The sequence below is a fragment of the Pantoea sp. X-Soil-YNGN-844 genome, assembly GCF_059730595.1.
The window spans coordinates 2,345,478-2,360,043 of sequence record NZ_AP036007.1; the positions used below are offsets into that span (position 1 = coordinate 2,345,478).

Consider the following 14,566-nt stretch of genomic DNA (forward strand, 5'->3'; position numbering starts at 1 on the left):
GATGGCTTAAGCGCCTTTCCGATCTGACCGTGTTCCCTAAGCATTTTCGAACTTACCGCTAACCAAACCCGACGTACCAAAAAGGCCGCTTTCGCGGCCTTTCTGCTATTTGCGCGGATAAAGCTCTTTGCGCGAATAGGGTTCGATGTCACCCTCTTTGCGGGTCTTCAGCAGCTTGAGGATCCACGTGTACTGCTCGGGATGCGGGCGGACAAACACTTCCACCTCTTCATTCATCCGGCGAGCCAGCTGGTGATCGTCGGCCTCCAGCAGGTCATCCATCGGCGGACGCACATAAATCTCAAGCTTGTGCGTTTCACTGTTATAAACCGGGAACAGCGGCACCACGCGGGCACGGCACACCTTCATCAGCCGGCCTACCGCAGGCAATGTCGCTTTATAGGTAGCGAAGAAATCGACAAATTCGCTGTGCTCGGCACCATGATCCTGATCGGGCAGATAGTAGCCCCAGTAACCCTGACGTACTGAACTGATAAACGGCTTAATCCCATCGTTGCGGGCATGCATCCGGCCGCCATAGCGACGACGGGCCGTGTTCCAGGCATAGTCCAGCAGCGGGTCGCTCTGATTGTGGAACATGGCCGCCATCTTCTGGCCTTCTGACGCCAGCAGCATGGCAGGAATATCCACCGCCCAGCCGTGTGGCACCAGGAAAATCACATTCTGCTGCTCAGCTTTCATCTGGTCGATGATTTCACGACCATGCCACTCAACGCGCTGCCGGATGCGAGCAGGATCGCGCAGCACCAGCTCGGTCATCATTGTCATCGCCTGCGGCGCTGTCGCAAACATCTCATCGACCAGCGTGGCACGCTGCTCTTCACTGAGTTCCGGCAGGCAATAATAGAGATTAATCAGCGCGCGGCGACGTGCGCCCTTTGCCAGCTTACCGGCAAACCGGCCTAACCGGCCCAGCAGCGGATCGCGCACTTTCGGCGGTAAATACGCCAGCCCCGCCAGCGCACCTATTGCCAGCCAGCTGCCCCAGTACTTAGGTTTGAGAAAAGAACGTTCAAAAACGGGAATAAATTCAATGTTATTTTTTTTACGGGTTTCCATGCACTCGCCTCAAGCAATGACCGGCTTATGATAGTGACGACCTGAAAATTTGCAATCATCCTGCGCCAGATAGCAAAAAACCGACGGAGAAGCCGTCGGTTTTTGCGCGATTTGACGAAATTCGCTTACTTCAGACCCAGCTGAGGCAGCCAGGATTTAACCTGTGCCATGTAGTCGCTGCGATCTTTGCCGGTCAGACCTTCCATGCGCGGCAGCTTCGCCGTTAATGGGTTAACCGCCTGGTTATTGATCCAGATTTCAAAATGCAGATGCGGTCCGGTGGAGCGTCCGGTGTTGCCGGACAGTCCAATACGGTCACCACGTTTCACTTTCTGACCTGGCTTCACCAGCACTTTCTTCATGTGCATATAGCGCGTCATATACTGACGGCCATGACGGATAGCGACGTAGTTACCGGCGGCACCGCCGTTTTTCGCTACCACGATCTCACCATCACCCACTGCGAGCACCGGCGTACCGATTGGCAGCGCAAAGTCGACGCCTTTGTGCGGCGCAATACGACCGGTTACCGGGTTAAGACGACGCGGATTAAAGTTGGAAGAGACACGATACTGCTTAACCGTCGGGAAGCGCATAAAGCCGCGTGCCAGACCGGATCCGCTGCGATCGTAGAACTTGCCATCTTCCGCGCGGAATGCGTAATAATCTTTACCGCCGCTGCGCAAGCGCACGCCCAGCAACTGACTCTGCGCACTCTTGCCATCCAGCATTTCACGTGACATCAGCACGCTGAACTGGTCGCCAGCACGCAGCTTACGGAAGTCCATCTGCCACTGCATCGCTTTAATCACGGCGCTGGCTTCAGCCCCGCTCAACCCCGCCCGCATGGCGCTGGCGGCGAAACTGCCGCGCACTTCGCCCTGCATCACGCTGTTGCGCCATTCGCCCTTCTGCATCTCCGCATCCATCTTAAAGCCACCGGCTGGGGTGCGCTCATAGGTGCGGGTTTCGCGACGGGATATTTCCCAGCTCAGGGTTTTCAGGCCACCATCATCATCCAGCGTCCAGCTCAGCTGCTGACCGACCTGCAGATTACGCAGATCGCGATCGCTCACCACCAGCGCATTGATGTCACCGATGTCGATGCCATACTGATTCAGGGCACTGCTCAGGGTATCGCCAGATGAAACGGTGTAGTCATGCACCCCTGCCGTTTCGGGCACGTCGGTGTCGACATCATCCGCAGGCAGCTCTTCGTCCGGTTCCGGTGTGCTCTGATCGATCGGCTCACTGGCTTCCGGCAACAGCGTGCGGAGCGTGTTCTTATCCAGTTCAATGTTTTTAACGATGGGGGTCACATCATCCGTCGGATGATAAACGTAAGGCCGCCAGACAGCGACGGCCAGAGTGACTACAGTTAACGATCCCAGCATTACGCGGTGGGGGCGCGGCAAATTATTAAATGCGAGGGCGACAGAGCGGGCTATCTGCTGCACTTTTACCTATTCCTCATGCTCCATTCAGGCAGCTTTCATACTGGCTCGACAGTTGTGAGAGGAATTTCACATAGCTGTCTTTGGCTAAGCTGATGTCCGTGCCCAGGGGATCAAGCGTGCCTTTACGCACCTGTGTTCCGCGGGAGACAGCATCGATGACTGCTGGCCTGAATTGTGGCTCAGCAAAGACGCAGACCGCCTTTTGCTCAACCAACTGTGTTCGTATCTGGTGTAAACGCTGAGCGCCCGGTTGAATTTCAGGATTGACGGTAAAATGCCCGGCGGGCGAGAGACCGTAGTGCTTTTCAAAGTACGTGTAAGCGTCGTGAAAAACGAAATATCCTTTATTTCTGACCGGAGCAAGTTGTGCGCTGACGCGTTTGTCCGTGTCTGCCAAAGCTACCTCAAACTGCTGGAGGTTGGCGTCAAGTTTGGCCTTATCTTGCGGCATAAGTTCCAATAATTTTCCATGGATTGCAACCGCGGTTTTGCGCGCAATCTCTGGCGACAACCACAGGTGCATATTAAACTCGCCGTGATGATGATGATGAGCTTCAGCATCCTGATCTTCGGATTTTTCCGCTGCGTGTTCATCTTCATCTTCACCGCCGCTAATCAATAACGGTTTTACCCCGTCGATGTTCACCATCGCGAGGTTTTTTTGAGCCGGAAGTTCAGCCGCAGACTTCGCCATAAAGGCTTCCATTTCTGGCCCGACCCAGACAACTAAGTCCGCGTTTTTTAAGCGTTTTGCATCAGATGGCCGCAGGGCATAATCGTGTTCAGACGCGCCGTCCGGCAGCAGTACCTCGACCGGTGTGACACCATCAGCAATGGCAGCAGCAATAAAACCTACCGGTTTGAGTGAAGCCACGACATTCGCCTGGGCAGGAAGGGTTAACAAAGCTGAAACAGATAAAGCAGTCAGGGCGAAAATTGTGCCCTTTTTATTATGTAACATATTGCGTCATTCCATCGTGACCATGAGGTGGAATGTGATATTATAACATTCGAAATTCTGTGCAACCTGTAAATACTATGACCTCACTAGTCACACTCGATAACGTTTCGATAAAGTTTAACCAGCGCAATGTGTTATCAGGCGTCAGCCTGGCGTTGCAGCCTGGCCGCATTCTCACTCTGCTCGGTCCCAATGGTGCCGGTAAATCAACGCTGGTGCGTGTGGTACTCGGCCTGCTTGCCCCTGCGAGCGGTTCGGTTCAGCGTGATCCTGCTCTGCGTATCGGCTACGTGCCACAGAAGCTGCACATCGATCCCACCCTGCCGGTCACGGTTGAGCGCTTTATGCGTCTGACCCGTGGCAGCAAACACGCGGAGATTATGCCGGCACTGAAACGTGTGCAGGCGGGCCATCTGCTCAACTCCCCGCTGCAGAAGCTCTCCGGCGGTGAAACTCAGCGCGTGCTGCTGGCGCGCGCCCTGCTGAATCATCCTCAGTTGCTGGTGCTGGATGAACCGACGCAGGGTGTGGATGTGAACGGTCAGGTTGCCCTGTATGACCTGATCAATCAGTTACGCGTGGAACTGAACTGCGGCGTGCTGATGGTTTCGCACGATCTGCATCTGGTGATGGCGAAAACCGACGAAGTGTTGTGCCTCAATCACCATATCTGCTGTTCGGGCACGCCGGAAGCCGTCTCGCAGCATCCCGAATTTATCGCGATGTTTGGCCCGCGTGGCGCGCAGGAACTGGCGATCTACCGTCATCATCATAATCACCGTCACGACCTTCAGGGACGTATCGTTTTACGTAAAGGACAGGGTTCATCATGATTGAGTTGTTATTACCGGGCTGGATAGGCGGTGTGATGTTAGCGCTGGCTGCCGGTCCGCTGGGTTCGTTCGTCGTCTGGCGCAAGATGTCCTACTTTGGCGATACCCTGGCGCATGCGTCTCTGCTCGGCGTAGCCTTTGGCCTGCTGCTGAACGTGAACCCCTACTACGCGGTGATTCTGGTGACGGTCTGCCTGGCCCTGGGACTGGTCTGGCTGGAGCGGCGTCCGCATCTGGCCATTGATACCCTGCTGGGCATTATGGCTCACAGCGCGCTGTCGCTGGGCCTGGTCGTCGTCAGCCTGATGAAGAACGTACGCGTTGATTTAATGGCGTATCTGTTTGGCGATCTGCTGGCGGTGACGCCAGACGATCTCTGGATGATGGGTGGCGGCGTGATAATTGTGCTGCTGGTGATGGCGTGGCAGTGGCGTTCGCTGCTGTCGATGACCATCAGCCCGGAACTGGCGCAGGTGGATGGCGTCAATATCCAGCGAACCCGGCTGATTCTGATGCTGGTTACGGCGCTGACGATTGGCGTGGCGATGAAGTTTGTCGGTGCGCTGATTATCACTTCACTGCTGATTATTCCGGCTGCCACCGCACGTCGTTTTGTGCGCTCGCCGGAAGGCATGGCGGCCGTCGCGGTGGTCATCGGCGTGATTGCCGTCACCGGCGGTCTCACCTTCTCTGCGTTCTACGACACGCCTGCCGGTCCGTCCGTGGTGCTCTGCGCCGCCATCCTGTTTATCTTCAGCATGGTGCGCAAACCGGCTATGTAATTACTCTTCGCGCGTAATGCCGAAGTGACGATAAGCATGCTGCGTGGCCAGACGGCCACGCGGTGTGCGCTGAATGAAACCCTGCTGAATCAGGAAAGGTTCAATCACATCTTCGATGGTCTCACGCTCTTCACCAATCGCGGCCGCCAGGTTATCCAGCCCCACCGGCCCACCCATAAACTTGTCGATAATCGCCAGCAGCAGTTTACGGTCCATATAATCGAACCCTTCACTGTCGACGTTAAGCATATCCAGCGCGCTGCAGGAGACCTCACCGCTAAGTTCACCGTTAGCCCGCACCTCTGCGAAGTCACGCACGCGGCGCAGCAGGCGGTTGGCGATACGCGGTGTGCCGCGTGCGCGACGGGCAATCTCTAACGCCCCTTCGTCACTCAGCGCCAGGCCCAGACAGGCGGCACTGCGTCCTACGATGTGCTGCAGATCTTTCACCTGATAAAACTCCAGACGCTGCACAATGCCAAAGCGATCGCGCAACGGCGAGGTCAGCGAGCCTGCACGGGTGGTGGCACCAATCAGGGTAAACGGCGGCAGATCGAGCTTAATCGAACGCGCCGCCGGGCCTTCACCGATCATGATATCCAGCTGATAGTCTTCCATTGCCGGATAGAGCACCTCTTCCACCACCGGTGACAGGCGATGGATCTCATCGATAAACAGCACGTCATGCGGTTCAAGGTTGGTCAGCATCGCCGCCAGATCGCCTGCCTTCTCCAGCACCGGTCCCGAGGTGGTACGCAGGTTCACGCCCATCTCGTTGGCCACGATGTTCGCCAGCGTGGTTTTCCCCAGACCTGGCGGACCGAAGATCAGCAGATGATCCAGCGCATCGCCACGCAGCTGTGCGGCCTTGATGAAAATCTCCATCTGCTCACGCACCTGCGGCTGACCGACATACTCGGTGAGCATCTTCGGGCGAATAGCGCGGTCGATTATCTCTTCTTCGTTAATGCTGGCAGCAGAGACCAGGCGGTCGGCTTCTATCATGACTTACCTCAAATGGCGGCGCGGAGCGCTTCGCGGATAAGGGTTTCACAATCCGCATCCGGTCGGCCGACTTTACTGATCATACGGCTCGCTTCCTGCGGTTTATAACCCAGTGATACCAGCGCTGCAACCGCTTCGGATTCCGCATCGTTGGTTTCTGGCTCGGCGCTCGGTGTGGTAAGCGTAAAGGCCGAATCGCCGCCAAACAGGTCGCCGTGCATCCCTTTAAAGCGGTCCTTCATCTCGACGACCAGACGCTCAGCGGTCTTTTTACCTACGCCAGGCAGTTTCACCAGTGACGCGATCTCTTCTTTTTCTACCGCAGTCACAAACTGCTGCGCCGACATGCCGGAGAGGATCGCCAGTGCCAGCTTGGGGCCGACGCCATTCACTTTAATCAGTTCGCGAAACAGCGCGCGCTCCTGCTTGCTGTTAAAACCAAACAGCAGCTGAGCGTCTTCACGCACGACAAAGTGGGTAAAAATCACCGCTTCGTGCTGAAGTTCGGGCAATTCATAAAAACAGGTCATGGGCATGTGAATTTCATAGCCGACGCCGTGTGCCTCAAGCAGCACCAGTGGCGGCTGCTTTTCCAGAATGTTGCCCCGTAAACGACCTATCACCTGAATGCTTCCTTAACTAACGAATGTGGCGGATTTTATAACATAAAAAAGGCTGGATGAATATCCAGCCTGAGCGTCTGTTCTGTGCGATGCCCTAACCTGAGCGCAACCGTCCGCGCGTCAGCACCAGCTTGCTGTCACTCATGCGTGCGGCGTTCTGCGCCACGTGACAGTGAGTAATGGCTATCGCCAGCGCATCTGCGGCGTCCGCCTGCGGGTTTGCCGGCAGTTTCAGCAGGGTTCGCACCATATGCTGCACCTGACTTTTCTCGGCGCTGCCGATGCCCACCACCGTCTGTTTCACCTGACGGGCGGCATACTCAAACACAGGCAGATCGTGGTTTACCGCAGCAACGATCGCGGCACCCCGCGCCTGGCCGAGCTTCAGCGCGGAGTCAGCATTCTTCGCCATAAACACCTGCTCGATAGCGAAGAAATCGGGTGAAAACTGCGTGATGATTTCGCACACGCCCGCATAAATCAGCTTCAGGCGGGCGGGCAACTCGGTGGTATTGGTGCGGATACAGCCGCTGCCCAGATAGGTGAGCTGGCGGCCGGTCTGACGAATAACACCATAACCGGTGATGCGTGAGCCGGGATCGATTCCCAGAATAATCGACATTACGCCTCTCCGGTTAACGCTGTGACGGTAAACGCCATTACAGCGTTTCCGCCACCTCGTCGGAGATCTCACCGTTGTGATAGACCTCCTGTACATCGTCGCAATCTTCCAGCATGTCGATCAGACGCAGCAGTTTTGGTGCGGTTTCCGCATCCATTTCCGCTTTGGTGGTCGGGATCATTGCCACTTCTGCGGTATCCGCTTTCAGGCCAGCGGCTTCCAGTGCATCACGCACGGTGCCCATCTCTTCCCATGCGGTGAAGACATCAATCGCGCCGTCGTCATAGGTGACGATGTCTTCGCCGCCCGCTTCCAGTGCGGCTTCCATCACTGCGTCTTCATCCAGACCTGGCGCGAAGGAGATGACGCCTTTTTTGTTGAACAGGTAAGCCACAGAGCCGTCGGTACCCAGGTTGCCGCCGGTTTTGGTGAAGGCGTGACGCACTTCGCCCACGGTACGGTTACGGTTATCACTGAGGCATTCAATCATGATGGCTGAGCCGCCTGGACCGTAACCTTCATAGATGATGGTTTCCATGTTGGCGTTGTCATCGCCGCCCACACCGCGCGCGATAGCGCGATCCATGGTGTCACGGGTCATGTTGTTTGCCAGCGCTTTATCCATTGCTGCACGCAGACGCGGGTTAGAACCCGGATCGCCACCGCCCAGCTTGGCCGCCGTCACCAGTTCACGAATGATTTTGGTGAAAATTTTACCGCGCTTGGCATCCTGCGCCGCCTTACGGTGTTTGGTGTTTGCCCACTTACTGTGTCCTGCCATGTTAACTTTTCTCCGATCTTTTACAGGGTGCAGACTCTCCTGGCTGCGAGCTTATTTACCGTCGGTGCTCAGCCAGGTGAGTGACAACCTGACTGCCCTGAGAGGCGGGCGTTGCGCATCATCCTCACGTAGCGGTGTACGCAGGCGACGTCGCGCTGACGGTGAACAATTTCGTGGCGAGGATGACGCCTGACTGTTCAATAGGTTGGTGTAGTCCTGTTAAAACTCACCAGATTCATAAAATTTAATCTATCCGCCGCCGGGATACCGGGCGATGGCGAGCATTCAGATAAATTCTTCAATTGCCTGGCGGTTACTCCATGATCGGGTTAATGCTGCAGCGTCAGCGGGTGCCAGCCAGCGAAACGCCAGATGCTCGGTCAGCGTGATATCCCGCTCTTCCGGCAGTTGCAGGCGAAACCAGTGTTCGTGATTATGGGTGACATTCGGTGCATAGCGATGGCGGAAATGGGGAAAGATTTCAAAGTCAATCTGACGCTGACAATCCTCTATTTCCAGCCGCTCAGCCAGCACGTCAATGCCGACCTCTTCATTCACCTCACGACACGCGGTTGCCAGCGGTGACTCTCCCTCTTCCAGGCTGCCGGTCACCGACTGCCAGAACGCGGGATCGTCACGCCGCTGCAGCATCAGCACCCGGCCAGTATCGCGCGCCGAAATGACGACCAGCACTGAAACCGGGTGTTTATAGCCCATTATTTATTCTCAGGCTTTTCTTTTTTAACGACCTGAATACCGAGCTCCAGCAGAGAAGCCGGGTTCGCTTCGCTTGGCGCTTCGGTCATCATGCAGGCTGCCGCCGTGGTTTTCGGGAACGCGATAACGTCACGAATGTTGTCGGTGCCGGTCAGCAGCATGGTCAGGCGATCCAGACCAAAGGCCAGGCCCGCATGCGGTGGTGTACCAAACTTCAGCGCATCCAGCAGGAAGCCAAACTTCTCGCGCTGCTCGTGCTCTTCAATACCCAGAATGCTGAACACCGTCTGCTGCATTTTACCGTTGTGGATACGCACTGAACCACCGCCCACTTCATAACCGTTGATCACCATGTCATAGGCATTCGCCACGGCACGGGTCGGATCGGCTGCCAGCTCTTCTGCGCTCATCTCTTTCGGCGCAGTGAACGGATGGTGCATGGCGGCCAGACCGCCTTCCTCGTCCTCTTCGAACATCGGGAAGTCGATCACCCACAGCGGTGCCCAGGCTTTCTCATCGGTGATGTTCAGCTCGCGGCCCACTTTCAGGCGCAGCGCACCCAGAGCATCAGCGACCACTTTGGCGCGGTCGGCACCAAAGAAGATGATGTCGCCATCCTGCGCGCCGGTGCGGCTCAGAATGCCTTCAACGATCTCTGCATTCAGGAACTTGGCAACCGGGCTCTGCACGCCTTCCAGACCGTCGGCACGGATGTTAACCTTCATCCACGCCAGGCCTTTCGCGCCGTAAATCTCCACGAACTTGCCATATTCATCAATCTGCTTACGGCTCAGCTGCGCACCGGTCGGCACGCGCAGCGCGGCAACACGGCCTTTTTCGTCGTTGGCCGGGCCAGAGAAGACCTGGAACTCCACGTTTTTCAGCAGGTCGCCAACGTCCACCAGCTCCATCGGGTTACGCAGGTCCGGCTTATCGGAACCGTAACGATGCATCGCTTCCGCGAAGGTCATCTGCGGGAACTCGCCGAGGTCCACGCCCTGCACGTCCTGCCACAGATTGCGGATTAAACGCTCCATGATTTCCCGCACCTGTGACGCGGTCATAAAGGAGGTTTCGACGTCGATCTGGGTAAATTCTGGCTGGCGATCGGCACGTAAATCTTCATCGCGGAAGCATTTTACGATCTGATAGTAGCGGTCAAAGCCGGACATCATCAGCAGCTGTTTGAACAGCTGTGGTGACTGTGGCAGCGCATAGAATTTGCCTTTGTGAACGCGGCTTGGCACCAGATAGTCGCGCGCGCCTTCTGGCGTAGCCTTGGTCAGCATCGGGGTTTCGATATCCAGGAAACCTTCGTCATCCATAAAGCGACGGACAAAGCTGGTAATTTTTGCGCGGGTTTTCAGACGCGTCACCATCTCAGGGCGACGCAGATCCAGATAGCGGTATTTCAGGCGCGCTTCTTCGCTGTTGGTCTGATTCGAGTCCAGCGGCAGTGGCTCAGAGCGGTTGATAATGGTCAGCGCCTGGGCAAACACTTCGACTTCACCGGTCGCCATGTCGCTGTTTTTGTTCTTCTCATCGCGTGCGCGCACGGTACCGGTGATCTGGATGCAGAATTCGTTACGCAGTTCAGAAGCCAGCTTAAATGCGTCCTGACGATCGGGATCAAAAAACACCTGCACGATGCCTTCACGGTCGCGCATGTCGATAAAAATCAAACTGCCCAGATCGCGACGGCGGTTTACCCAGCCGCAAAGCGTGACTTGCTGACCCACATGAGACAGATTGAGCTGTCCGCAATATTCTGTACGCATAACACTATCCTTTTAACTTCGCCGCTGCAGCTGACAGCATCCGGCCGCGTTACCTGATGCGATGCTGTCGCAAAAATGGCGGCCATTATAATGGAAAAAGCCAGACAGGATAAGCAGATCAGCGCCAAAGCGCCGATTTCCTGTGTGCATTTGCCCCTCAGCCCGACCATAGCGGATAATGCAATCTCTTAACCTGCAGCCAGGAGCGCGCGTGACACTTCGTATTGGCCTGCCCCAGTGGCAGCATTCACACTGGAAACGCTGGGGTATCGAAAGCCTGGCGGACTATGCCCGCTACTTCCACTGCGTAGAGGGAAATACCACCCTCTATGCGCTGCCGAATGCGGAAACGGTGATGCGCTGGCGCGACATGACCCACGATGCATTTCGCTTCTGCTTTAAATTTCCCAATACCATCAGCCATCAGGCGGCGCTGCAGCATAGCGATGACCTGCTGACCGATTTTCTGCGCCTGATGGAACCGCTGGCCGACCGCATCGGTCAGTACTGGCTGCAGTTGCCCGCCAGCTTCTCCCCGGCACAGCTCAACGACCTGTGGCGTTTTCTGGATAGTCTGCCGCGCCGCTTTCACTACGGTGTCGAAGTGCGTCATCCGGCTTTCTTCGCCAAGGGCGAGGCGGAACGGTCACTCAATCGGGGCCTGCTTGAGCGCGGCATCAATCGTGTGATGCTCGACAGCCGTCCGGTTCACGCCTCCACCTCGCAAAGCCCGGCAGCGCTGGTGGCGCGTTCGCAGAAGCCAAAAGTACCGCCTCATGCTCTGCGCACCGGCTCGCAGCCGATGGTACGCTTTATCGGCAGCGACAGCGTGGACGAGAGCGTGCCGCTGTTTCAGATCTGGCGGCCCAAGCTAGTGGAATGGCAGCAACAGGGCGACGCCATGCTGTTTCTGCACACCCCCGATATGGGCCAGGTTTTTCCGCTGGTGCAGGCACTGTGGCCGCAGTTGCAGGAGATCGATCCGGCTATTGGCAATGGACCGGACTGGCCGCAACAGACGTCACTGTTTTGATTGCGTAACAGGACAGCGGGCTGCACGCCCGTTAGAATAGAACCATTATGGACAGTCGCGGGAGTGGCTATGGTTAGCGCGTTATATGTGGTGATAGGTGCATTACTGATAATGAAATTCACGCTGGACGTGGTGCGTTACCGCCGGTTCTACCGGGTGGCATATGGCGATGGCGGCTATCACGACCTGAAAATGGCGATCCGCATTCATGGCAATGCCATCGAAACCATTCCGCTGGCGCTGTTTCTGCTGGTGATGATGGAGATGAACGGCGCCGATATCTGGATGGTGCATCTCACCGGCCTGCTGTTCTTTATCAGCCGCCTGCTGCACGCATGGGGATTGCGCAGCAGCGCCATGGCAGGCCGTAAATATGGCATGCTCCTGACGCTGTTTTCCCTGTGCGGCATGGTGATTTTCAACCTGATCTACATGCCGTGGGAACTGGTCCTGACGCTCCATTAAGCCAGCCTGGGTTTAGGGGTGCAGCCCGCCCCACTTTCTGCGAGAATAGCGCCCTTTCCGTCGTCTCTTCGGATTTTCGATATGTCTGACCGCGATCAACTCTTCTCAGCGCCCATTGCAAAACTGGGCGACTGGACTTTTGACGAGCGTGTAGCTGAAGTCTTTCCAGACATGATTCAGCGCTCGGTGCCGGGCTACTCCAACATCATTTCGATGATTGGCATGCTGGCAGAACGTTTTGTGACTCCGGACAGCAGGGTCTATGACCTGGGCTGCTCGCTGGGTGCGGCCACCCTCTCGGTGCGCCGCAATATTCATGTGCCAGGTTGCCAGATCATCGCTGTGGATAACTCCCCGGCGATGGTGGAGCGCTGCCGCCGACATCTTGATGCGTTTCGCGCTGACACGCCGGTCACGGTGCTGGAAGCGGATATTCGCGACATTGAAATTGAAGACGCCTCGCTGGTGGTGCTCAACTTCACGCTGCAGTTTCTGGAGCCGCCTGCACGCCTGGCGCTGCTGGAAAAGATCTGGCAGGGACTTAAACCTGGCGGCGCGCTGGTGCTGTCGGAGAAGTTCAGCTTTGAAGATGCCGAGGTCGGTGAGCTGTTATTCAACATGCATCACGACTTCAAACGCGCCAACGGCTACAGCGAACTGGAAATCAGCCAGAAACGCAGCATGCTGGAAAATGTGATGCTGACTGACAGCGTCGAAGCGCATAAAGCCCGCCTGAAACAGGCCGGGTTCTCGCATGCCGAACTCTGGTTCCAGTGCTTTAATTTTGGATCTCTGGTGGCGTTGAAATGATCGACTTTGGCCGTTTTTATCAGCAAATTGCAGTGGGACCACTGGCGAAGTGGCTGGAAGTATTGCCGGCGCAAATCAGTGAGTGGCAACGTGAAAACCTGCACGGGCACTTTCGTGACTGGTACAAGTCGCTGGAGTATCTGCCGCTGCTGGAACCGCAAAAGCTGGACCTGCTGCACAGCGTCACCGCCGACCGCGATGACATCAGCGACCGTCATCGTCAGGGGATTGAGAAATTACTGCGTAACCTGATGCCGTGGCGCAAAGGGCCCTACTTCCTCTACGGCACCCACATCAATACTGAATGGCGATCTGACTGGAAATGGGAACGCGTGCTGCCGCACATCTCCCCGCTGGCGGGCCGTACAGTACTGGATGTGGGCTGTGGCAGCGGTTACCACATGTGGCGGATGATTGGCGCGGGCGCACATCTGGTCGTCGGCATCGACCCAATGCAGCTGTTCCTGGTGCAGTTCGAAGCAGTGCGTAAGCTGCTGAATGACGATCGCCGGGCGCATATGCTGCCGCTGGGCATTGAGCAGCTACCGGCGTTACAGGCGTTTGATACCGTATTTTCGATGGGTGTGCTCTATCACCGTCGTTCCCCGCTGGATCACCTGTTGCAGCTGAAAAATCAGCTGGTAAGCGGGGGCGAACTGGTGCTGGAGACGCTGGTGATTGAAGGCGATGTCAATCAGGTGCTGGTGCCCGGTGAACGCTATGCCCAGATGCGCAACGTGTTCTTCATTCCTTCAGCGGAAGCACTGAAAAGCTGGCTGGAGAAAAGCGGGTTTGTTGATGTGCGGATTGTCGATTTTGCGCTGACCACCATCGAAGAGCAGCGCCGCACCGATTGGATGACCAGCGAGTCGCTGGCGGAATTCCTCGACCCCGAGGACCCCAGCAAAACGGTTGAAGGCTATCCGGCTCCCCTGCGCGCCGTGCTGGTCGCCACCAAACCTTAATGCCCTAGCGGCGAGACAACGCCAGTTTCGCCGCAAATCCAATAAATACGCAACCGGTCAGGCGATCCATCCCCTTCAGCACCGTCGGTTTTCGCAAATGTCCGGCGAAATAGTGGCTGCCGCCAATCAGTACCGCATTCCAGATCAGCCCCAGCAGCATGTGTGTCAGTGCCATCAGCGTGCACCAGAGCGCAACCGACGCGCCCGCCGGGATAAACTGCGGCAGAAAAGTGACGTAAAACACGCCAATTTTCGGATTCAGCAGATTTCCCATTAATCCCCGACTGAAGCAGGCCAGATAGCCCTGCTGTTGTGCAGGCTGTTCAGCTGTCTCTACGGATTGCTGACGCGGTTTAAGCAGCAGCTTTATGCCCAGATAGAGCAGCCAGCCGGCACCGATCCACTTAAGCAGGTTATAGGCGATCTCAGAGGCCATCAGCAGCGCGCCCAACCCCAGCCCAACTGCGATGCCCCAGAGCAGACAACCCAGCGTCACGCCAAGGGCTGTCGCCCAGGCGCGCTGCCAGCCCTGCGCAATGGCGGTTCGCAGCACGAGCGCGGTATCAAATCCAGGTGTGAGTGTCAGAATGGTTATCGCAAACAGAAATGAAAAGAGCGTGGCGCTCATGATGATTCTCCGTTATCTCCCCCGGC

Annotated in this window: 16 protein-coding genes; 6 read left to right on the top strand and 10 right to left on the bottom strand. The window is 56.6% G+C overall.

Going from position 1 to position 14,566, the window contains the following annotated elements:
* Positions 1-105 precede the first annotated feature (105 nt).
* The 3 genes from lpxM to znuA all read right to left on the bottom strand — a co-directional run bounded on the left by lpxM (position 106) and on the right by znuA (position 3,498).
* Positions 106-1,080, bottom strand: a complete 975-nt coding sequence (gene lpxM / locus AC6I8C_RS11010) for a lauroyl-Kdo(2)-lipid IV(A) myristoyltransferase (RefSeq protein ID WP_033732919.1) — start codon at positions 1,078-1,080, stop codon at positions 106-108.
* 125 nt (positions 1,081-1,205) lie between these two features.
* Complete coding sequence (gene mepM, locus AC6I8C_RS11015) at positions 1,206-2,537, bottom strand: murein DD-endopeptidase MepM (protein WP_033732920.1); 1,332 nt, start codon at positions 2,535-2,537, stop codon at positions 1,206-1,208.
* 13 nt (positions 2,538-2,550) lie between these two features.
* Complete coding sequence (gene znuA, locus AC6I8C_RS11020) at positions 2,551-3,498, bottom strand: zinc ABC transporter substrate-binding protein ZnuA (RefSeq protein WP_095707041.1); 948 nt, start codon at positions 3,496-3,498, stop codon at positions 2,551-2,553.
* 77 nt (positions 3,499-3,575) lie between these two features.
* Between znuA and znuC the strand changes: the two genes are divergently transcribed.
* On the top strand, positions 3,576-4,331 hold the full coding sequence (znuC, locus tag AC6I8C_RS11025; protein WP_497822485.1) for a zinc ABC transporter ATP-binding protein ZnuC: 756 nt from the start codon (positions 3,576-3,578) through the stop codon (positions 4,329-4,331).
* The gene (gene znuB / locus AC6I8C_RS11030; RefSeq protein ID WP_013358169.1) at positions 4,328-5,113 is read left to right on the top strand and encodes a zinc ABC transporter permease subunit ZnuB; all 786 of its coding nucleotides are present in this window, start codon (positions 4,328-4,330) and stop codon (positions 5,111-5,113) included. Before znuC ends, znuB begins: the two co-directional genes overlap by 4 nt.
* Here the strand turns inward: znuB and ruvB are convergent, their stop codons facing one another.
* From ruvB to aspS, 6 genes are all read right to left on the bottom strand, one after another.
* A complete protein-coding gene (gene ruvB / locus AC6I8C_RS11035; protein ID WP_497822486.1) occupies positions 5,114-6,118 on the bottom strand; it encodes a Holliday junction branch migration DNA helicase RuvB in 1,005 nt (334 codons plus the stop codon).
* An 8-nt stretch (positions 6,119-6,126) separates the two neighbouring features.
* On the bottom strand, positions 6,127-6,741 hold the full coding sequence (ruvA, locus tag AC6I8C_RS11040; RefSeq protein ID WP_150015313.1) for a Holliday junction branch migration protein RuvA: 615 nt from the start codon (positions 6,739-6,741) through the stop codon (positions 6,127-6,129).
* Between the two features lie 94 nt (positions 6,742-6,835).
* Entirely contained in the window at positions 6,836-7,363 is a 528-nt protein-coding gene (ruvC, locus tag AC6I8C_RS11045; RefSeq protein ID WP_003849205.1) for a crossover junction endodeoxyribonuclease RuvC, read from the bottom strand.
* A 37-nt stretch (positions 7,364-7,400) separates the two neighbouring features.
* A complete protein-coding gene (locus AC6I8C_RS11050) occupies positions 7,401-8,144 on the bottom strand; it encodes a YebC/PmpR family DNA-binding transcriptional regulator (protein WP_497822487.1) in 744 nt (247 codons plus the stop codon).
* A 285-nt stretch (positions 8,145-8,429) separates the two neighbouring features.
* On the bottom strand, positions 8,430-8,861 hold the full coding sequence (gene nudB / locus AC6I8C_RS11055) for a dihydroneopterin triphosphate diphosphatase (RefSeq protein ID WP_497822488.1): 432 nt from the start codon (positions 8,859-8,861) through the stop codon (positions 8,430-8,432).
* The gene (gene aspS / locus AC6I8C_RS11060; RefSeq protein WP_497822489.1) at positions 8,861-10,639 is read right to left on the bottom strand and encodes an aspartate--tRNA ligase; all 1,779 of its coding nucleotides are present in this window, start codon (positions 10,637-10,639) and stop codon (positions 8,861-8,863) included. The genes nudB and aspS overlap by 1 nt, the downstream gene beginning before the upstream one ends.
* A gap of 211 nt (positions 10,640-10,850) precedes the next feature.
* Here aspS and AC6I8C_RS11065 point away from each other — a divergent pair, with 211 nt between their 5' ends.
* The 4 genes from AC6I8C_RS11065 (at position 10,851) to cmoB (ending at position 13,912) form a co-directional block, all read left to right on the top strand.
* Positions 10,851-11,672: a DUF72 domain-containing protein gene (locus AC6I8C_RS11065; protein WP_013358178.1), complete on the top strand. Its 822-nt coding sequence runs from the start codon at positions 10,851-10,853 to the stop codon at positions 11,670-11,672.
* A 69-nt stretch (positions 11,673-11,741) separates the two neighbouring features.
* Positions 11,742-12,137, top strand: a complete 396-nt coding sequence (locus AC6I8C_RS11070) for an MAPEG family protein (protein WP_150015307.1) — start codon at positions 11,742-11,744, stop codon at positions 12,135-12,137.
* An 81-nt stretch (positions 12,138-12,218) separates the two neighbouring features.
* Complete coding sequence (gene cmoA / locus AC6I8C_RS11075; protein WP_033732927.1) at positions 12,219-12,947, top strand: carboxy-S-adenosyl-L-methionine synthase CmoA; 729 nt, start codon at positions 12,219-12,221, stop codon at positions 12,945-12,947.
* Positions 12,944-13,912, top strand: coding sequence for a tRNA 5-methoxyuridine(34)/uridine 5-oxyacetic acid(34) synthase CmoB (cmoB, locus tag AC6I8C_RS11080; RefSeq protein WP_497822490.1), 969 nt, complete (start codon positions 12,944-12,946; stop codon positions 13,910-13,912). Before cmoA ends, cmoB begins: the two co-directional genes overlap by 4 nt.
* A 4-nt stretch (positions 13,913-13,916) precedes the next feature.
* Here cmoB and AC6I8C_RS11085 read toward each other — a convergent pair whose 3' ends face one another.
* A complete protein-coding gene (locus AC6I8C_RS11085; protein ID WP_497822491.1) occupies positions 13,917-14,540 on the bottom strand; it encodes a LysE family translocator in 624 nt (207 codons plus the stop codon).
* Between the last annotated feature and the right edge of the window lie 26 nt (positions 14,541-14,566).